Source organism: Spirosoma aerophilum (genome assembly GCF_054782495.1).
In genome coordinates, this window is record NZ_BAAGSJ010000009.1 from 445,700 (window position 1) to 465,194 (window position 19,495).

Below are 19,495 nucleotides of genomic sequence, written 5' to 3' on the forward strand. Positions count from 1 at the left end.
TTTTCCAACCATGAGCAAGCCATTTCCATATAGTCTGCTTCTCTTCCTGCTGCTGTTTACGGCCGTGGCCGGGTGCCGGACAAAATCGGGTGCAACCGGCCCGAAAAAGGTGGCGGTTATTGTGTCGACACTCAACAACCCCTGGTTTGTGGTGCTGGCCGAAACAGCGGCCGCCGAGGCCAGAGCGTTGGGCTACGAAACCAAAATATTCGACTCCCAAAACAATACAGCGCTGGAAGCCGACCATTTTGAGAATACCATCGTATCGGGTTACAACGCCATTCTGCTCAATCCCACTGATTCCGATGGCTCTATCGTGAACGTGCTGAAAGCCAAAGAAGCCGGTATTCCGGTATTCTGTATGGACCGGGAGGTGAACTCCTCTTCGGCGGCAACGTCGCAAATCCTGTCCGACAACTACTCGGGCTGTGTGGCCATCGGCGAAAATTTCGTGCGGGGGCTGAATAAGAAAGGCAACTACGTCGAGATACTCGGGCTGGTGGGCGACAACAATACCTGGAACCGATCCAAAGGGTTTCATAGTGTGGTAGACCGGTACCCCGGCCTTCATCTGGTGGCGCAGCAAAGCGCGGATTTCGACCGCAACAAAGCGATGGATGTGCTGGAGTCTATTCTTCAGGCCCACCCCGATATCAACGCGGTTTTTTGTGGCAACGATGCGATGGCGATGGGTGCTTATCAGGCACTGGTAGCGGCCGGAAAAGCGAAGGACGTGGGTGTTTACGGATTCGACGGGGCCGACGATGTGATGAACGCCATTCGCGATAAAAAGATCAAAGCCACCGGGCTTCAATCGCCCCAGACGATGGCGAAAACAGCCGCTCAATATGCCGACGCTTATTTTAAAGGCAAACGCGATTTTGCCCAGCGCGTTCCGGTAGCGGTCGAACTGATTACACAGAATAATATTGCCGACTACCAAACAACAGCCAAGCCATGACCACGCCCCTGAAATACGTAGCCGGGCTTTTGCTGCTGGGCATTGTCGGTTACAACTCCGTCTATTTCCGAAAATTGGATGACGTGAAAGCGACGGGGCTGGCAGCAACCGGAAAGTTTGATGCCGGTCGCTACGCCGATACGTTCTGGTCGGCGAAATTAGTACCGGCGGCTCCAGCCTCGGCTACGGACTTGATCACGTTGCTTCCCCTGTTGACATCCGACCCGGAGAAAGCCTTTGCAACCCATTCTCAGGCACTGGGTATCGGCAACATCCGCTATTTTCTGGTAAAAGGAGAAGGCACTGTCTCGGCAGTTGGCGAAAACGACGTTACCGTTTCGCTGGCCACCGGTCCTGTTATTCACCTGGCAACGGAATTTATCTTCGGCAATGCCGTGCGCGATGCGTCGGGGATTATTAAGATCACCGAGTTCGACAACACTGCCGACCTCAATGCGGTAGCCGCCAACCTGAACGACATCGTCCGAAAAAAAGTCATTCCGGCACTAAAAACCCGGGCAAAAACCGGCTCCCGACTGTCGTTTATCGGGGCGATGGAATTGAACCGGGCGCACCTGCATCTGGATGAGTTGACCGTGATTCCCATATCCATAAACTAGGACCAAGCATGCTGGTAGCCGAAAATATCACCAAGCGATTTGCGGGCGTTACGGCGCTGGACCGGGTATGCCTCACTTTCGAAGCGGGCAAGGTAACGGCCGTGATTGGCGAAAACGGCGCGGGAAAGTCGACACTGATGAAAATTCTGTCGGGCGTGTATGCCGATTACGAAGGGCAAATTCAGTACAAAGGAAAGCCGGTCCGGTTTCAGTCGATCCGGGAAGCCCAGCGCTGCGGTATCACCATCATTCATCAGGAACTGGCCCTGATTCCTTACCTGAGCATTACCGATAACATATTTCTGGGCCGCGAGATTACAACCCGGTGGGGCACGCTCGATCAGAAGGCCATGCGGCAGCAAGCCAGCCAACTGCTCGACGACCTGAAGTTGTCCCTCGACCCCGACACCCGTGTTGCCGACCTGAAAGTGGGGCAGCAGCAGGTGGTTGAAATTGCCAAAGCCCTGCTGGAAGAATCGGAGGTGATCATCATGGACGAACCCACCTCAGCCATTAGTGAGAGCGAGGTTGCCGTACTGTTTGGCATCATCGACGCACTCCGCAAAAAGGGAAAGGCCATTGTCTATATCTCGCATAAACTGGACGAACTGTTCAGCATTGCCGATCGCTACGTGGTGCTGCGGGATGGCAAGTCGATTGAGTCCGGTGCCATGCACGACATCGACCACGACAGCCTCATCCGCCGGATGGTCGGTCGGGAGGTGGCACTGATGACCCGGTCGGCGGGCACCCAACCGGCCATTCCAGGTACCGGGCAGCCCTTGCTCTCTGTCGAGAATCTGTGCCTCGCCCATCCAATACGCCCCAAAGAGCTTCAGTTGAAAAACCTGTCCTTTACCGTCGAGCGGGGCGAAGTGGTGGGCATTTTCGGGCTGATGGGTGCCGGCCGCACCGAACTGCTGGAAACCCTGTTCGGGCTTCATCCCAAACGGACCAGCGGCACCGTACAGGTATCCGGGCAACCCATTACCCTGAACGCCCCCAGCCAGGCCATACAGGCCGGGCTGGCGCTGGTACCCGAAGATCGAAAACGCGATGGTCTGGTGCTTGAGATGGATGTGCAGAACAACATCAGCCTGACCGGACTGGCGGCTATCGAACAGGGCGGTTTGCTGAGCCGGGCTAAAGAAACGACGCTGGCCAGAAAATACATAGCTGATTTGCGCATCAAAACATCGTCGGAAACGCAGCTGGTAAAAAACCTGAGTGGCGGCAACCAGCAGAAGATCGTGCTGTCGAAATGGCTCGCGACCCATCCCGCCATTCTGCTGCTGGACGAGCCCACGCGTGGTATCGACATAAACGCCAAGAATGAAATTTATAAACTCATCGGGAAGCTGGCCGAAGAAGGCATGGGCGTGGTGGTGGTCTCCTCCGAAATCCCGGAACTGCTGGCTCTTGCCGACCGCGTTCTGGTGCTTTGCGAAGGCAGCCTGACCGCCGAGATCAACCTGCACGATGCCAGCCGGGCCGAAAGCCTGCCCGATGCCATTTTAAAAGCCGCTATTCCTAAAACTTAAGTCGTTCACGCAGCCTATCATGCCGTTATCCTTACAAACCTACCGACCCGCGCTCATTCGCTTTCAATCCCTGATAGCGCTGTTTGTGCTCTGTCTGGGTATCAGTTTGCTCTCCGACAAATTCCTGACCGGTGCTAATTTATGGAATGTCCTGCGCCAGATTTCGGTGAATGTCTGCATTTCTACCGGCATGACACTCGTTGTGCTGACGGCCGGTATCGACCTATCGGTCGGGTCGGTTCTGGCTTTGTCGGGTGCCATCACGGCGGGGCTGCTGCGCAATGGTATCGAACTGCCGGGGGCCAACCTGTTCATTGGCTTTACACTGCTGGGGGCTACGCTGGCCGGGCTCCTGACGGGTTCGGCCCTGGGGTGGTTCAACGGCTGGGCCATCACCCGCTTCAACCTGCCGCCCTTTGTGGCAACGCTGGCCATGCTCACCATCGCAAGGGGGCTCACCATGCTCTGGACCGAAGGCTTTCCCATTACGGGCCTGGGCGACTCGTTCACTTACCTCGGTACGGGCTGGTTTCTGGGCATTCCACTACCCGTCTGGCTATCGGGCTGCATTGTCGCGCTGGCGGTGCTCATCACGAACAAAACCCGGCTGGGGCGCTATATATACGCTATTGGAGGCAGCGAAAGTGCCGCGCGCCTGTCCGGCATCAACATTAACCGAATCAAACTGACGGTGTATACCCTGGCCGGGGCGCTGGCCGCTGTGGGGGGACTGCTGGTCACTTCCCGGCTCGATTCGGCGCAGCCCAACGCGGGGGTCAGTTACGAACTGGACTCCATTGCCGCCGTCGTTATTGGCGGCACATCGCTGTCGGGTGGACGCGGGAGCATACTGGGCACCGTGCAGGGGGCCATCATTATTGGCGTACTGAACAACGGTCTGGTGCTGCTGAATGTGTCGCCATTCTGGCAGCAGGTGGTCAAAGGCGTCGTGATTTTACTGGCCGTCATCATCGATAAATCAAACGCTAAATCGAACTAGTCGGCATGGAAACATCGTATATTCTGGCCATCGACCAGGGAACCAGCAGCACCAAAACCCTGATTTTCGATCAGGTGGGGCAGGTTGTCGCCCGTTCGTCGGAGCCGCTCAAAACGCATTACCTGCCGGATGGTTACGTTGAACAGGAGCCGGAAGAAATCTACCGAAACGTACTGACGTCGGTTGGCAAATGCCTGGGTGGGTTTGCGGCAGCCGGGGGTAATCTGCACCAGATCACGGTGGGCGGCATTTCGAACCAGCGCGAAACTTTTGTGGTGTGGAACAAAGCGGGCGAGCCGCTGTACAACGCGCTGGTCTGGCAGTGCAAGCGTTCCATCGGCGTGTGCGAACGGCTTAAAGCCGACGGCCACGAACCACTCATCCGGCAAAAAACAGGCCTTTTTGTCGACCCCTATTTCTCCGGCACCAAGCTGATCTGGCTAAACGAAAACGTGGAGGCTGTTCGGGAAGCGATGGCGGCAGGAAACGCTTTTTTCGGCACTGTCGATACCTGGTTACTGTATAAACTGACCAACGGTACCTGCTACATTACGGACTATACCAATGCGTCGCGCACCCTGTTCTTCAATCTGAAAACCCTCCGTTGGGACACCGAGCTGTTGGCGCTGTTCGGCTTATCAGGTATCAATCTACCCGAGCTGAAACCTTCATCGGCCTTCTTTGGCGAGTCTACATTCAACGGGCTCTTCGATCATGCCGTTCAACTGACAGCCATGATCGGCGATTCGCACGCGGCTGCGTTTGGGGAAGGCTGCTTCTCGACGGGTACCGCCAAAGCGACACTGGGCACCGGCTGTTCGATCCTGATGAACATCGGCTCCGAGCTAAAGGAATCGCGTCACGGTATGGTCTCCACGATCTGCTGGAGTACCGAAGAGCGGGTCGATTACGCGCTGGAAGGGGTCATTGTCACTTGCGGGGCCACCATTGAGTGGTTAAAAAACAGCCTGGATTTATTTGCTGAAAGCCGCGATACCGAAGCGCTGGCCCTTTCAGTAGCGGATAACGGAAGCGTATACCTCATTCCGGCGTTTAGCGGCCTGGGAGCGCCCTACTGGCAGATGGATCGCAGAGCGTCCATTTCGGGGCTGACGTTCGGCACCACCAAAGCGCATCTGGTACGGGCCGCGCTGGAGTCGATTCCCTATCAGATTAACGACGTGGTTTTGGCAATGGAGCAGGACACCGGTATCCCCCTGATTGAACTGATGGTTAATGGCGGACTAACTTCCAATGGCTTCGTCCTGCAATTTCTGGCTGATTTGCTGGAAAAACCAGTCGTCAACAAAGCCATGCCCGATGTGTCGGCCAAGGGAGCCGCTTACCTGGCAGGTTTGAAAGCGGGTATTTTTAAAGATTTCGCCCATCTGGAACAGTTGGAGACGAACCACTCGGCTATTCAGCCACGCCCGGATAATTCACTTGTTCATAAAGGGTATGCCGGGTGGCTCTCGGCCGTTTCGACAAACCAATAAGAGACGTATGAATCAGCCTCATCGTCAAGCCTTTCGGGTTGTCGACACCACCGATTGCGCCAGCCAGCCAGAGGTGATTACTGGTAACTGGCTGGCGCAGCATGTTCAGGTAAACGTAGTTTTCGTCATATCAATCCGTCATTAAAATGAAAAAAAACTTCCTGTTATTCACGATCCTGACCTTTTTTGCCCTGCCAGTACCGGCCCAGAAGAGCGCGGGCGTTTCGGGTAAGCCCCGCACCATTGTCACGACAGATGGCGAAGTCGATGATGTTGACACGTTTATTAGGCTGCTGTTGTACAGCAACGAATTTAGCCTCGTCGGGTTGGTGTACAGCAGTTCGCAGTGGCACTACAAAGGCGATGGAAAAGGCACTAAATTCACCTCTGAGATGGCCAGTACAGCCAGGCGCTATGGCGAACGGACAGAACTCCGCTGGCCCGGTACCACCTGGATGGAGGAGTACATCGACAAATATGCGCAGGTGTATACCAGCCTCACCAAGCACGCTAAAGGGTTCCCAACGCCAGCCTACCTGAAGAGTCTGGTGCGGGTGGGCAACATTGATTTCGAAGGCGAGATGAGCCACGACACCGAAGGGTCGGATCTCATCAAAAAAGTCCTGCTGGACAATGACCCCAGCCCGGTTTACCTGCAAATCTGGGGCGGCACCAACACCGTCGCCCGTGCCCTGAAGTCCATCGAAGATCAATACAAGAACACACCGAACTGGGCGGCTATTGCCAAAAAAGTGAGCGACAAAGCGATCATCTATGCCGTGCTCGATCAGGATGCCACCTACCAGAAATACGTAGCGCCCAACTGGCCAACGATCAAAGTACTGTATAACTCCGATCAATTCTGGAGTTTCGCCTACCTCTGGCCGCGCGTGGTTCCGGCCGAATTGCAGACTTATCTGAACGGCAACTGGTTTGCCCAAAACATTAAGTTCGGGCATGGCCCGCTGCTGAGTGCCTATTACCTCTGGGGCGATGGTCAGAAAATAGCCGGTGACCCGGAGCATACCCATGGCGATATGGCCGAGGCTAAAAAGTACGACCGCAGCCAGTACGACTTCATTTCTGAGGGGGATTCGCCCGCGTTTTTCTACCTCATTGACGTTGGCCTGCGGAATAAAGAGGATGTGGCCTACGGCGGATGGGGCGGCCGGATGGTTCGGTCGGCCGCGAATCCGAACCGGTGGGAAGATGGCAAGACCGTGACCGACTACGACCCGTTTACGAAAAAGCAGGAAGCCGCTTACCCGCAAACACGCTGGATTCCCGTGCTGCAAAATGACTTTGCCGCCCGCGCCGACTGGTGTGTCAAATCATACAAAGAGGCCAATCACCCGCCGGTAGTTACGCTCAGTCAGGCCCACGATCTGCGCGTAAAACCCGGCCAGACAGTGACCCTCGCCGGTGCCGCCACCGACCCGGACGGCCATACAGTGAACTACCGCTGGTGGCAATACGAAGAAGTGGATACCTATACCGGGACTGTAGACATTCGGCAGGCTAATCGGGCGAAAGCCTCCTTTACGGTACCTGCCGATGCTGCGCCGGGTCAAACCATTCACCTGATTCTGGAAGTGACCGATGCCGGTACGCCAACCCTAACCCGATACCAGCGCGTGATTGCGACGGTCGCTAACTGAGTGTAACGTATCTTTGTCTTTTCAATCAATCATCAGCAAGTTTCTACAAGTTGATTCGTCAACGTTTTTATGAGTCACCGTTTATTAGATCGTATTGAAGAGGCCATTGCTGATATCCAACAGGGCAAACTCATTATCGTTGTCGACGACGAAGATCGCGAGAACGAAGGGGACATGATTTGTGCCTCAGCCTGCATTACCCCCGAAATCGTGAATTTTATGGTTCGGGAAGCGCGGGGCCTGATTTGTGTATCGCTTACCGAAGCGCGTTGTCAGGAACTGGAGCTTCCGCTGATGGTGACCACCAACACGGCTACTCATAAAACCGCTTTCACCGTATCAGTCGATCTCAAAGGCCACGGCTGCGAAACCGGCATTTCTGTTCATGACCGGGCCAAAACGATCAAAGCGCTTGTCGACCCCGGCATCCAGCCGCACGAGTTTGGTCGTCCGGGGCACATATTTCCGCTGATCGCTCAGGAGGGTGGCGTATTGAGTCGGCCGGGGCATACCGAAGCGGCTATGGATCTGGCGCAACTGGCGGGCTTTGCCCCTTCCGGCGTGTTGATCGAAGTGCTGAGTAAAGACGGCACTATGGCCCGCCTGCCCGAATTACGACAGATTGCCGACCGATTTGGCTTGAAAGTGGTCAGTATTGCCGAGTTGATCACCTACCGCCAGAACATACAGGCGGGTATTCAGCAGGCGTAACGCAGCGAAGAACGGCCCCCGGCCGGCAAGTCACTAAAAAAGGGCTGATCTCAAAGACCAGCCCTTTTTTAGTGACTCTACTCCTATGTATTAGCGCATCATCTTGTTCATCTTACCCGATGACTGCATGGTGTTCATTTTCTTCATCATCTTGCGCATCTCATCGAACTGCTTCAGCAGGTTGTTCACCTGGGTAATGTTCGTGCCGCTACCGGCAGCAATGCGTTTTTTGCGGCTTCCGTCGATAATATCGGGACGGCTGCGCTCTTTGGGTGTCATGGAGCTGATGATGGCTTCGATCGGCTTGAACGAGTCGTTATCGATATCCAGGTCTTTGATCATCTTACCCATACCCGGAATCATCCCGAGCAGGTCTTTGACGTTACCCATCTTTTTGATCTGCTGCAACTGCGACAGGAAATCGTCGAAGTCGAACTGATTCTTACGCATCTTGGCGTTGATACGCTTGGCTTCGTCTTCGTCAAACGCCTGCTGTGCCCGCTCTACCAGCGAGATCACGTCGCCCATGCCCAGAATCCGGCTCGCCATCCGGTCAGGATAGAACACGTCGAGGGCTTCCATTTTCTCGCCTGTACTGATGAACTTGATGGGCTTGTTGACGACCGTTTTGATCGACAAAGCCGCCCCACCCCGTGCATCACCATCGAGCTTGGTGAGAACAACACCGTCGAAGTTCAGACGCTCGTTGAATGTTCTGGCGGTATTGACCGCATCCTGCCCCGTCATGGAATCGACCACAAACAGGGTTTCGGAAGGAGCGATGGCTTTTTTAAGCGCTTCGATCTCCTGCATCATCGCTTCATCGACGGCCAAACGTCCGGCGGTATCGACAATGACGATCTTCTTCCCGTTTTTCTTGGCCAGAGCAATACCGTTTTGAGCAATCTGAACGGCATTTTTATTCTCCGGTTCAGCGTATACCTCAACCCCAACCTGCTCGCCCAGTACTTTTAGCTGGTCGATAGCTGCCGGGCGATAAATATCAGCGGCTATAAGCTGAACGCCACGGCCCTGCTTTTTCAGAAAAGCAGCCAGTTTACCCGAAAAAGTTGTTTTCCCGGAACCCTGTAAACCCGCAATCAGAATAACCGCCGGATCGCCTTTGGTATTGATGCTCTGGGCTTCTCCGCCCATCAGCTCGGTCAGCTCTTCCTGAACGATCTTGACAAACAGCTGGCCCGGCTCTACTGAAATCAGCACCTTCCGATCAAGTGCTTTGTCGCGGATACGATCGGTTATGTCCTTCGCCACTTTATAGTTAACGTCGGCATCGGTGAGGGCACGACGCACTTCTTTGATCGTCGCAGCAACGTTAATTTCGGTAATGCGGCCCTGACCTTTCAAGGTCTTGATGGCCTTATTTAGTTTATCCTGAAGATTCTCAAACATAGTCTATCACAAACAGTGGAACAAAGATAACAGTTTCTCGCGGGCGTTTTTGCCCGGATATACTAGTTCGACACACTTACACGTTAATTTGATGCATTTGGCCCGATTGGCTATTTGAAAATTGCGCAAACATCTATCCAGATAATATAAAACGAAAATTATTGCCGGTCTAACAAAACAAATACAAAGTATAAGCTCATTTAGGCAAAAATAAATTGGCACAATCCTTGTTTTTGTCTTCAAAAATTGGCTCTTTCGAAATACTTTAATACAAATATATGAGGCAATAATACTATTACATATATTTGTGATGAATGCAGCCGACTTGTAGCCGTCACGATGTACTCTTTAGCGACTTTAATCCAACTGCCTCATGAGAACGAATTTAATAAAATACAAAACAGGTTATTTAGCCATTACCGTGCTGATGGCCTGTTCATTGACCTCACTGGAGACAAGCGCGATGGCTTCGCGGTATGCCTATACAATCGAGTCGCCATCGGGTAAAAGCACAGTTATTGATACGCAGGCACGGCCAGTTAATGCGGAGAAAACGGCAGTTCTGGTTCGCAACTCCCCTACTAAGCCAGAGCCCACTGCAGCCACGACAGCTTCCAAAGCAAAAAATGTTGAAGAGAAAAAAACCATTAGCCGGTGTTGGAAACGGTTAATGAACATGGCCCGAGAAATAAGACACGCCCATAGCAAGACAACCAAGTAATTTTTCTACCCTCACCAACGCCAATGCCCGACGGTCGATCAGACTGTCGGGCATTGGCGTTTTATGTGCTATTGACAATCGGACTACCCGGAGAAAATGGCGCAAAAAATTACACATCTACCCCATTCCGGAGAACGGCCGGCTGGTAGAAAAGAGGCTCATGAATGTTTATAGAGTTGTGGGATGGGCAGGGCAGAACTACCTGAACGGTTCGAACCCACGCCAGCCGAAGTCGGCTTCACCTCCTCAACCGTTACCAGTAACAATTTTAAACTCAAACCGAATGCGCGTACTGATTTTCGTTTTACTAGGCAGCCTGATGTTAACTCAGGCTACGTTTGCTCAAAAAGACACCCCCATCAACGTAGCGACCTACAACCTGCGCTACAACAACAAAGGCGATGGTATCAATGCCTGGCCAAACCGGAAAGAAAATGTGAAAGCCCTGATCCGGTTTCACGAATTTGACCTGTTCGGAACACAGGAAGCCCTCCGCGATCAGTTGAATGACGTAGCCGAACTGAACGAGTTCGCGTTTCTGGGTGCCGGTCGGGATGATGGGAAAGAAGCGGGTGAGCACTCGGCTATTTTTTACAAAAAAGACCGTTTCAAGGTTTTGCAGTCCGGCAACTTCTGGCTCAGTGAAACGCCCGACAAACCGGGCAAAGGCTGGGACGCCACCTGCTGTAACCGCATCTGTTCCTGGGCAAAATTTAACGACCTGAAAACGAAGAAAGACTTCTACTTTTTCAGCGTCCACTTCGATCACCAGGGCGTGGAAGCCCGGCGGCAGTCGGGTAAGCTGATGGTGGAGAAGATCAGGGAAATAGCGAAGAATACGCCGGTTATTCTCGTCGGCGACCTGAACTCCACCCCCGAAACAGAGCAGGTGAAAACCCTCCAAACGCTGCTGAGCGACGCGCATAACGTCACAAAAATGCCACCCTATGGTCCTGAAGGCACGTTCAATAGTTTCAAGTTCGATGCGCCCATGGATAACCGCATCGACTACATCTTCGTCAGCAAGCAGTTCGACGTGTTGAAATACGGTGTTTTGACCGACGCCAAAGAGCAACGTTACCCATCCGATCACCAGCCGGTGGTGGCCAAGGTTGTGTTAAAATAACGTGAATAATGGGTTGATTAGCTTAAAATCTAGCTTATACGCAGTTATCACCCACGTTATACAGCGATTAGATCTTTTTGATCTAGCCTGGATTCTGATCTTCAGTTAAACGAATGCTAACCTGCATTTAGCCATTATTCACGTTAACATAAATGCTGGTTGGTGGTGTCAATTTCTCAAAACTGACATCACCAACCAGCCGCTTTTACGTAGCGCCGGGCCGACGCTCGGTACTACACAAACATTACTCCGAGCGTGAGGAGCCAACCTTAGCCGCACTCGACTTCTCTTTTTCGACGGCTTTCTTCACCGCTTCGCGCTGGTCGTCGCGCACGGTTGGATATTTAATACCCAACTGCTCCAGGTAGGTCTTGTACTTGGCCGGGTCGTAGTAAAAGGGCCCTAGTTTAGGTTTGAACTCGGCCATGATCTTCTTGTTGAGGTAAATGGCCGGTTGCTCCCTGGGCGAAATCAGCGGTTCGTACTTGATGTCCTTAGTCTGCTCGTCCTTATAATAGGCCCAGGCTTCTTTGATTAGTTCAGGCTTCAGCAGCAAGTCCAGCAGGGTCATGGCTTCGGCTTTGGCTCCGTAAACGACACCTTTATGGGCGATGGGGGTAGCCATCGAAATGGCGTTGGCCCAGTGGTGGCCGGGTAGTCCGGGGATGTTGCTGGGGTAACGCAGCACGATAGTGGGCAGCGACCAGGAGATGTCAGCAATATCGTCGGAGCCACCACCCAGGGGTGTCATGGCCTGACCACCCATCATCACCACGGGAGCCGACGAAGTGGGCATCCCCATCGAATCCAGCTTCGTCGCCAGGCCTTCCATTTTGGGAGCCTGTAATTCCAGCTGCGACGCGCGGGCCAGCAGCTGATCTTCATCCGACCAGGTGGGCAACCCTACTTTTTTGATGTTATCGTAAGCCGCAGCGGCTATCGGACGGTTGGTGTGCACCGGCCAGGCCGATCCCAGAATCTCATAACTGAATTTAGTGTCAGTCATCAAAGCCGCGCCTTCCGCCATCTTCACACCCGTTTCAAAGAGTTTCTTGATCTTTGGGTAGGTTCGCTCACGGAAAAAGTACCAGACAGCCGCCTTGGACGGCACCACGTTGGGCTGATCGCCCCCGTCGGAGATCACATAGTGCGACCGTTGGGTAAGCTCCAGGTGCTCGCGCCGGAAGTTCCAGCCGATGTTCATCAACTCGACAGCGTCCAGCGCCGAGCGTCCCCGCCAGGGGGCCCCAGCTGCGTGAGCGGCCTGCCCTTCGAAATTGAATTTAGCCGATATTAGGCCGTTATACCCATTATCGCCCCAGGAAACGCCGAGGTTGTTACCCACGTGAGTGAAGATACACGCATCCACATCCTTGAAGTAGCCATCCCGAACGTAGAACGCTTTGGTGCCGAGCAATTCTTCGGCCACGCCCGGCCAGAGCATGAGCGTACCGGGAATTTTCTCCCGCTCCATGAGCTTCTTGACGGCCAGTACGGCTACGATGTTCAGAGCCTGGCCCGAGTTGTGGCCTTCGCCATGCCCCGGTGCGCCTTCCACAATGGGGTCTTTGTAGGCCACGCCCGGCTTCTGGCTGGCTTTGGGGATACAGTCAATGTCGGAGCCCACGGCAATCAGGGGCTTGCCCGATCCCCAGGTGGCGATCCAGGCGGTAGGAATACCGGCGATGCCTTTCTTGATGGTAAAGCCTTCCTTTTCGAGCAGGTTGGTCAGGTATTTGAAGGTTTCCTCTTCCTGGAAGCCCAGCTCTGAAAAGCTGAAGAGCATGTCGTTGATTTGCTGAGCCTGCACGGCGTTGGCTTCAACAGCCGCTACGGCTTCGGCTTTGAGTTTGTCAATTCGGTCAGTTGGCTTAGCCCCTTTTTTACTCTGTCCAAATAGCAAAGCCGGTAGCAGCAGCAAGGCAAACAATGAAGTTGTATAATGTTTCATACGGGGAAGAATTTTAGGTTGGGTTAAGTGTGTATGGCAGACAGGTCATCTGTGCAGCCGTAGGCTAAATTATGAGCTGCCACTTAGCCTGCGGCTGCACGGAGTACCCCTCCATGCTACTATCTACCGCGCAGAGGACGAGGAAACTTTAGCCGCACTCGACTTCTCTTTTTCGACGGCTTTCTTCACCGCTTCGCGCTGGTCGTCGCGCACGGTTGGGTATTTAATACCCAACTGCTCCAGATACGTCTTGTACTTGGCCGGGTTGTAGTAGAAGGGCTCCAGTTTGGGCTTGAACTCGGCCATGATCTTCTTGTTGAGGTAAATGGCCGGTTGCTCCCTGGGTGAAATCAGCGGTTCATACTTGATGTCCTTGGTCTGCTCCTCTTTGTAATAGGCCCAGGCTTCTTTCAGGACCTCCGGCTTCAGTAACAAATCCAGCAAAGTCATCGCTTCGGCTTTGGCTCCGTAGACAATCCCTTTGTGGGCGATGGGGGTAGCCATCGAAATGGCGTTGGCCCAGTGGTGGCCGGGTAGTCCGGGGATGTTGCTGGGGTAACGCAGGACGATGGTCGGCAGCGACCAGGAGATGTCGGCAATATCGTCGGAGCCGCCACCCATTGGGGTCATGGCCTGACCACCCATCATCACCACGGGAGCTGAAGAAGTCGGCATTCCCATCGAGTCGAGTTTAGTGGCCAGCCCCTCCACTTTAGGAGCCTGTAGTTCCAGCTGCGACGCGCGGGCCAGCAGTTGATCTTCATCCGACCAGGTGGGCAACCCTACTTTTTTGATGTTGTCATAAGCGGCAGCAGCGATAACCCGGTTCGTATGCACCGGCCAGGCTGATCCCAGAATCTCGTAGGTAAACTTGGTGTCAGTCATTAGGGCTGCCCCTTCCGCTATTTTGACACCGGTCTCAAAGAGTTTCTTGATTTTCGGGTAGGTCCGTTCGCGGAAATAATACCAGACGGCGGCTTTGGACGGCACCACGTTGGGCTGATCGCCCCCGTCGGAGATCACATAGTGCGACCGTTGGGTAAGCTCCAGATGCTCGCGCCGGAAGTTCCAGCCGATGTTCATCAATTCGACGGCATCCAGCGCCGAGCGGCCCCGCCAGGGGGCTCCGGCCGCGTGTGCCGCCTGCCCTTCGAAGTTAAAGCGAACCGATACGAGTCCGTTATTACCGTTATCGCCCCAGGAAACGCCGAGGTTGTTACCCACGTGGGTGAAGATACACGCATCCACATCCTTGAAGTAGCCATCCCGAACGTAGAATGCTTTGGTGCCCACCAGTTCTTCGGCTACCCCCGGCCAGAGCATGAGCGTACCGGGAATTTTCTCCCGCTCCATCAGCTTCTTGACGGCCAGCACCGCCACAATGTTCAGGGCCTGGCCCGAGTTGTGGCCTTCGCCATGCCCCGGTGCGCCTTCCACAATGGGGTCTTTGTAGGCCACGCCCGGCTTCTGGCTGGCTTTGGGGATACAATCAATGTCGGAGCCCACGGCAATCAGGGGCTTGCCCGATCCCCAGGTAGCGATCCAAGCGGTAGGAATACCGGCGATGCCTTTCTTAACGGTGAAGCCTTCTTTTTCCAATAAGCTTGTCAGGTACTTGAACGACTCTTCTTCCTGGAAGCCCAGCTCCGAAAAGCTGAAGAGCATGTCGTTGATTTGCTGGGCCTGCACGGCGTTGGCTTCGACAGCGGCCACCGCTTCAGCTTTGAGTTTGTCGATGCGATCAGTCGTTTTAGCCCCTTTTTTGGTCTGCCCAAACAGCAGGGCGGGCAGCAGCACAAGGCCAAATAACAGATTAGTACAGTATTTCATGGGCATTGCCAAATTTTGTTTAGGTAGTTGCGATATGAGCAACTAAAAGTACTGAAAAATAGCCCGCAAGACATATATGATTTTATAAAAATACAGTTAGCCAGTCATCAATGCGCCGAATGGACACAGTAAATAAGCGGGGTTGGTATTGCCGCCGACTCCTCTTTCTTTACCCACGAAAAGTGCCAGCAAGTCTGCCGACGGTGAACTCAATCATGCCGTTGGTGAACTGATGCAATCCGACTCATCTTTTTTCCATTACGTTTACATGGCAAGCAAGACAAAGCGCCCCAGGACTACCTGTGGTTTTGTGACGGACTGTTTTAGCTTCTATCCCACCTTTTTTTCCATAAACATGAAACGCTCCCACCTGCTCACCGCTCTGGCGATTGCCTTGTCGGGTTATTCAACCCAGGGCTACACCTCCCTCGATTACACGAAAGGGCTCGTCGGTACTTATGCCATGACCTACATGAACTGGGATGGTGAAGTCGTCGTGATGCCCGAGCCGGGCTTCTCGGGCTCGATCCGAATGCAGAAAGTCGATTTTACCCACCTCAAAATGGTATTCTCGGTAAAGGTAAAAGGGCCCAAAGAAGTCTTTAACCAGACTTCCGACCCTAAACAGGTTGAACTAAAACCCGACAGTGTACAACGGTTTGGTCTTTACGATGGACTGGAAAAAATCGGAACCATTTCCCCCACAGCCATCGCCATAAAAACCACTACGGAAACCGGCGGAGGTATGGTAGAAATTAAGGCCCGTCGCTGAGGAATGGGGTTTGATATAGGGACCTGGAAAATAGCTTCGCTTAACTGACAAACTGACAGCTGATAAAAGGAATGCGTCAAAGGTCAAATTTTTCGTTCGACACGTATCATTATAAATCTGGGTAATAAGGTATAGGCTTGTTGGCTGATAAAGTAATTATTGACTTGATTGAAAACCAAGTATTGATTGTTCAATAAATTTGAACCTGTTAAGCCAAAACTCCATTTAGATTGACTGGGCTCATACCTGACCAGCGCATCGACAAATTGAGTTGCATTCGTACTTGTTTTAAATCGCCAATCATACCACTCAGCCGAAAGTTTGAAAAACCATCCAACTGAGGGACGTAACGTAAAAACAGCATGAGGTTTGATGAGCGTTGTCTGATAGGCTGGTAACCCCTCAGGCTGCACCGTACTGACGGTAAAATCAGACCGTCGGAAGCCTAATTCGGCATTGAATGGATGATCAAAAGACGTAATAAAATAGAAGGTATTATTAATAGATGTAAATTGAGACCGCTGTAGATCTGTACTGTTTATCTGGTTAAATTGTTCACCTCGCGAAGCCTCTACCTCCCATCTGACTTTTAGGGAAATAGGCGCAATAAGTTTGTCTAATTGCCCAAAAATAAACCATTGACCGATGGCGCCTTCTATGGGTCTGGTTATTTGTTGATTAATGGTGTTTGAAATTTGTAAACGGGTGCTGTATGGCGGTTTGTTAGATGCCCATGAGGCTGTGGTAAAAAAGGAGAATAGACCAGGCCAGTTAACATATTGATAGGATAATGACAACCGGTTGGATGTAATAACTGGCAGAGCTGGAATAAACCGACTAAACGTTCGGTAGTCAGTCAGAATACGGCTACTAATCAGGTTGTTTATTATTGGCAAGGTATTATTCTGGCTATACGTAAAACGCATTTTTTGTCTTTTCCCCAAATCGTACCCAACTGTTAGGGATGGATTTAGCCATAATTTTTTACTTGTCAACACATCCGTACTATCAGAAACAGAGGCCCTTACATGTTGTAAAGCAGCATCTGCGGATAAATCCCAACGATTCCACTTTTGAAAGTAATGCCCTTCTGTCGTCAAATACACGCTTTCGTACCGTGTGAAGCTTTTATCAGGCACTATTGGTACGATTGGCTGTTGATCCGGTGTTTGTAACTGCGCCGAAATAGAGGCTGTTTCATTTCTAACGACCAGGCTTGACCCTATCGAATATTTCCTGGTATCCGATGAGCCTTTCCATCGTAGCCCTGCACTCATTTCGGCGCTGGTACGGGCAATGGCCTGGTTATATTGGTTGTAATCCGGCGACACACCAAAAAAAGAATTGTATCGTGCGCTATTGTAGATATTTTGTTGTGGTAGCTGGTTATAAATGTAATTTAAGTCAACTAGTAAAGCGTTTTTTCCGGGTAGCCTTCGTGTAATACTAAGGTGCTGATTACTTAGCTGAGATTTCTCAATTCCCTCATTACTAATTTTCTCTGAGAGAATTTCATTTTTTGAAATTGTATTAAATTTCAGAGAAGCTACTGTTCTTTTTATATCTGACGAAAAAGTGATTAATGTCTTTGCATCTACTTTATAATCCATTCTGATATTCCCGGCCCAAACGATTGGCGTACGAACATTATTTAGTGAGTCATACACATTAATTGCCTTGTTGTCTAACAAATAACTAAACCTATTACTGGCCTGGTTATATTGCTTATCACTACTGAAATAATAAAAGCCACGAACCTTGAGATTCTCCGTTAGTTTTCGGCTTACCGTTGCACCAACCAGACTTACCCGGTTAAAATTATAGCGATTTACCGCTAAATCTGGTACCGTTGTAAGTTGATTATCGACAATAGGTTTTGTCGAAACCGATTCTATCGAACTTACATTTTGTTGATCTGACTCCAGTTCGTACTGAGCGTTGACAATAGGATCTGTGCCGACATTATTGGCATTCCCAATTACGCCTACCTTTAATCGTTTAAAAAGCGAGAATAAGCTTAAATTACCTTCATATCGTTTGGCTGTACCAGCAGCAATACCACCATTTCCGAAGACCTTTACTTTTATATCATCTTTAATCGTTAAATTAAGTACCAGACGCCCTGATTTCTCAATTCCCTGTAATAAACTATTTTCCGAATAATTATCAATAGCCTGTACATTTTTCAAAACATCGGCCCCCATATTGCGGGTGATAAGTTGGTATTTTTTACTAAATAAATCCTCCCCTTCAATCAGTACTTTATCAACAATTTTACCGTTTACTTTGATTTTCCCGTCTTCGCTTACTTGTATACCCGGAAGTTTCTTCAATAAATCTTCAACAGAATGTTCCGTTCCATTTGCAAATGCCTTGACAGCGTAGGTTGTTGTATCATTATCGCTCCGTACTGGAATGATGGCTTTCACAGATACTTCTTTCAGCTCGATTGCTTTCGTCGTTAGACTGAAATTCAGTTGAATGAACAGGGCGTTTTTTTCGGGTGTAATCAGCGTATCAATTGTTTCGAAGCCTAAACCTCGAATACTCAGCTTGTATGAATCTGACAGTGAACTCGTTTTGATCGAGTAATTACCCGCTATGTCTGTAGAGGCAAAGGCGATCAGCGTTGTATCAGGTTTTAGCCGGTAGAGTGTAGCACTAACGGATGGGATAGGTTGGCCCGTAATTTTTTGACTTACATGCCCTTTAATTTGTATGGTTAGCTGCCCAAATGCATAATTATTCAGCAGCAAAAAGCTGACAAGGAGAATGAACAAGTTACTATAGGGCCTAAGCAAGGTTTATCAGGGATTAGGAAATCTTTCAATACCTATAACTTCTGTTTTTACTTGCGTCCCTTCCATACCCGGTTGGGAACTTGCCATCTTATCGAACCTACTGTTGTTATCTTGACGTCTTTTTAGAAAAGCTTCTTCAGTTAAAATATTCATACCAGGTTTAATGATAGGAATTTCAATACTAGTACCTGAGGGTGCCGGCATTCGTAAGGATTCGAATTGAAACGTAACCGCACCTTTGTTATCATAAGCTTCCAGAATCAGCCCGGGTAGCCCATGTAATTTCCAGGGGCCAGCGCTTACGGGTATCTCGGTTGTAAACCAGGCCGTATAAAACCGCCCCCGTGTTGTTGCTTCAGCTTTCTGGCATTTCATTCCCCCAATTGTCCGAAATTGGTTGATAATTTTCCAGTCGATAGGCGTTATTGTGTCGTCGACAACTACATTTTCCATATCGGCTCGTTGTTGAGAAACTATTCGTTTTGTAAGTAGATCTTTGTAAACCCAGATTCTTTTAAAATTATCAAGTTTGCCAAAAATTTTTGACGAATCTAGAGGATTTAATTTCTTAATTAAACCCGTTGGAATAGATACTGATTGATGCTGATTAAATCGTAATTCAAACGGAATAGCATATCGTTTAGCGGTATCTACAAAAGCGGTGATTTGCTGATAGGCTAATATGCCTGATGGGGCCTGTCCAAAAATTCTTGTTGAGCAGAGAATAGAGAATGTAACAAGAAGTAATGATCGTTCTCTTTTCATTGTTTAAATGATATCTAATTCATGTTGCGTATTTACACCAATGCTTGTGTTATAAGCTGTAGATGTTTGTATACGACATATTGCATAAAAGATACTAATTAAATATACCTGAACATGAAATATTTTTATTAG

Annotated in this window: 15 protein-coding genes and 1 pseudogene; 11 read left to right on the plus strand and 5 right to left on the minus strand. The window is 50.9% G+C overall.

Annotation, left to right across the window (positions count from 1 at the left end; translation table 11 throughout):
* Nucleotides 1-10 precede the first annotated feature (10 nt).
* From ACYVK4_RS09570 to ribB, 8 genes and pseudogenes are all read left to right on the plus strand, one after another.
* Nucleotides 11-961 carry a substrate-binding domain-containing protein gene (locus ACYVK4_RS09570; protein WP_461127270.1) on the plus strand — a complete coding sequence of 317 codons (951 nt, stop codon included), beginning with the start codon at nt 11-13 and terminating at the stop codon, nt 959-961.
* Complete coding sequence (locus tag ACYVK4_RS09575) at nt 958-1,581, plus strand: DUF2291 domain-containing protein (RefSeq protein ID WP_461127271.1); 624 nt, start codon at nt 958-960, stop codon at nt 1,579-1,581. The genes ACYVK4_RS09570 and ACYVK4_RS09575 overlap by 4 nt, the downstream gene beginning before the upstream one ends.
* 8 nt (nt 1,582-1,589) lie before the next feature.
* A complete protein-coding gene (locus ACYVK4_RS09580; protein ID WP_461127272.1) occupies nt 1,590-3,122 on the plus strand; it encodes a sugar ABC transporter ATP-binding protein in 1,533 nt (510 codons plus the stop codon).
* Between the two features lie 19 nt (nt 3,123-3,141).
* Nucleotides 3,142-4,122: an ABC transporter permease gene (locus ACYVK4_RS09585; protein ID WP_461127273.1), complete on the plus strand. Its 981-nt coding sequence runs from the start codon at nt 3,142-3,144 to the stop codon at nt 4,120-4,122.
* A 5-nt stretch (nt 4,123-4,127) separates the two neighbouring features.
* Nucleotides 4,128-5,618, plus strand: a complete 1,491-nt coding sequence (locus ACYVK4_RS09590; protein ID WP_461127274.1) for an FGGY family carbohydrate kinase — start codon at nt 4,128-4,130, stop codon at nt 5,616-5,618.
* 7 nt (nt 5,619-5,625) lie between these two features.
* Nucleotides 5,626-5,763: a hypothetical protein gene (locus ACYVK4_RS09595; RefSeq protein ID WP_461127275.1), complete on the plus strand. Its 138-nt coding sequence runs from the start codon at nt 5,626-5,628 to the stop codon at nt 5,761-5,763.
* A 1-nt stretch (nt 5,764) separates the two neighbouring features.
* The gene (locus tag ACYVK4_RS09600) at nt 5,765-7,276 is read left to right on the plus strand and encodes a DUF1593 domain-containing protein (RefSeq protein WP_461127276.1); all 1,512 of its coding nucleotides are present in this window, start codon (nt 5,765-5,767) and stop codon (nt 7,274-7,276) included.
* A 69-nt stretch (nt 7,277-7,345) separates the two neighbouring features.
* Nucleotides 7,346-7,981 (plus strand): annotated as a pseudogene (ribB, locus tag ACYVK4_RS09605) (3,4-dihydroxy-2-butanone-4-phosphate synthase); the annotation flags it as partial.
* 96 nt (nt 7,982-8,077) lie between these two features.
* Here the strand turns inward: ribB and ffh are convergent.
* Nucleotides 8,078-9,397, minus strand: coding sequence for a signal recognition particle protein (gene ffh / locus ACYVK4_RS09610; protein WP_461127277.1), 1,320 nt, complete (start codon nt 9,395-9,397; stop codon nt 8,078-8,080).
* A 373-nt stretch (nt 9,398-9,770) separates the two neighbouring features.
* Here ffh and ACYVK4_RS09615 point away from each other — a divergent pair, with 373 nt between their 5' ends.
* Both ACYVK4_RS09615 and ACYVK4_RS09620 read left to right on the plus strand, forming a co-directional pair.
* Nucleotides 9,771-10,118: a hypothetical protein gene (locus ACYVK4_RS09615; RefSeq protein ID WP_461127278.1), complete on the plus strand. Its 348-nt coding sequence runs from the start codon at nt 9,771-9,773 to the stop codon at nt 10,116-10,118.
* Nucleotides 10,119-10,401: 283 nt separating this feature from the next.
* Nucleotides 10,402-11,244 (plus strand): endonuclease/exonuclease/phosphatase family protein, encoded by an 843-nt coding sequence (locus ACYVK4_RS09620; RefSeq protein ID WP_461127279.1) that lies wholly within the window; start codon nt 10,402-10,404, stop codon nt 11,242-11,244.
* A 244-nt stretch (nt 11,245-11,488) separates the two neighbouring features.
* On the opposite strand, the gene ACYVK4_RS09625 is transcribed toward ACYVK4_RS09620, so the two are convergent.
* Complete coding sequence (locus tag ACYVK4_RS09625; protein ID WP_461127280.1) at nt 11,489-13,195, minus strand: peptidase dimerization domain-containing protein; 1,707 nt, start codon at nt 13,193-13,195, stop codon at nt 11,489-11,491.
* A 123-nt stretch (nt 13,196-13,318) separates the two neighbouring features.
* Nucleotides 13,319-15,025, minus strand: a complete 1,707-nt coding sequence (locus tag ACYVK4_RS09630; protein WP_461127281.1) for an amidohydrolase — start codon at nt 15,023-15,025, stop codon at nt 13,319-13,321.
* 355 nt (nt 15,026-15,380) lie between these two features.
* Between ACYVK4_RS09630 and ACYVK4_RS09635 the strand changes: the two genes are divergently transcribed.
* A complete protein-coding gene (locus ACYVK4_RS09635; RefSeq protein ID WP_461127282.1) occupies nt 15,381-15,797 on the plus strand; it encodes a hypothetical protein in 417 nt (138 codons plus the stop codon).
* An 83-nt stretch (nt 15,798-15,880) separates the two neighbouring features.
* Here the strand turns inward: ACYVK4_RS09635 and ACYVK4_RS09640 are convergent, their stop codons facing one another.
* Both ACYVK4_RS09640 and ACYVK4_RS09645 read right to left on the minus strand, forming a co-directional pair.
* Nucleotides 15,881-18,577 (minus strand): hypothetical protein, encoded by a 2,697-nt coding sequence (locus ACYVK4_RS09640; RefSeq protein WP_461127283.1) that lies wholly within the window; start codon nt 18,575-18,577, stop codon nt 15,881-15,883.
* A gap of 27 nt (nt 18,578-18,604) precedes the next feature.
* The gene (locus tag ACYVK4_RS09645; RefSeq protein WP_461127284.1) at nt 18,605-19,363 is read right to left on the minus strand and encodes a GLPGLI family protein; all 759 of its coding nucleotides are present in this window, start codon (nt 19,361-19,363) and stop codon (nt 18,605-18,607) included.
* Nucleotides 19,364-19,495: the final 132 nt, after the last annotated feature.

Coding starts and splice junctions, on each gene's coding strand:
- ACYVK4_RS09570 (WP_461127270.1), top strand. CDS start 11: ATGAGCAAGCCATTTCCATATAGTCTGCTTCTCTTCCTGCTGCTGTTT.
- ACYVK4_RS09630 (WP_461127281.1), bottom strand. CDS start 15,025: ATGAAATACTGTACTAATCTGTTATTTGGCCTTGTGCTGCTGCCCGCC.
- ACYVK4_RS09645 (WP_461127284.1), bottom strand. CDS start 19,363: ATGAAAAGAGAACGATCATTACTTCTTGTTACATTCTCTATTCTCTGC.
- ACYVK4_RS09615 (WP_461127278.1), top strand. CDS start 9,771: ATGAGAACGAATTTAATAAAATACAAAACAGGTTATTTAGCCATTACC.
- ACYVK4_RS09575 (WP_461127271.1), top strand. CDS start 958: ATGACCACGCCCCTGAAATACGTAGCCGGGCTTTTGCTGCTGGGCATT.
- ffh (WP_461127277.1), bottom strand. CDS start 9,397: ATGTTTGAGAATCTTCAGGATAAACTAAATAAGGCCATCAAGACCTTG.
- ACYVK4_RS09590 (WP_461127274.1), top strand. CDS start 4,128: ATGGAAACATCGTATATTCTGGCCATCGACCAGGGAACCAGCAGCACC.
- ACYVK4_RS09595 (WP_461127275.1), top strand. CDS start 5,626: ATGAATCAGCCTCATCGTCAAGCCTTTCGGGTTGTCGACACCACCGAT.
- ACYVK4_RS09580 (WP_461127272.1), top strand. CDS start 1,590: ATGCTGGTAGCCGAAAATATCACCAAGCGATTTGCGGGCGTTACGGCG.
- ACYVK4_RS09600 (WP_461127276.1), top strand. CDS start 5,765: ATGAAAAAAAACTTCCTGTTATTCACGATCCTGACCTTTTTTGCCCTG.
- ACYVK4_RS09585 (WP_461127273.1), top strand. CDS start 3,142: ATGCCGTTATCCTTACAAACCTACCGACCCGCGCTCATTCGCTTTCAA.
- ACYVK4_RS09620 (WP_461127279.1), top strand. CDS start 10,402: ATGCGCGTACTGATTTTCGTTTTACTAGGCAGCCTGATGTTAACTCAG.
- ACYVK4_RS09635 (WP_461127282.1), top strand. CDS start 15,381: ATGAAACGCTCCCACCTGCTCACCGCTCTGGCGATTGCCTTGTCGGGT.
- ACYVK4_RS09625 (WP_461127280.1), bottom strand. CDS start 13,195: ATGAAACATTATACAACTTCATTGTTTGCCTTGCTGCTGCTACCGGCT.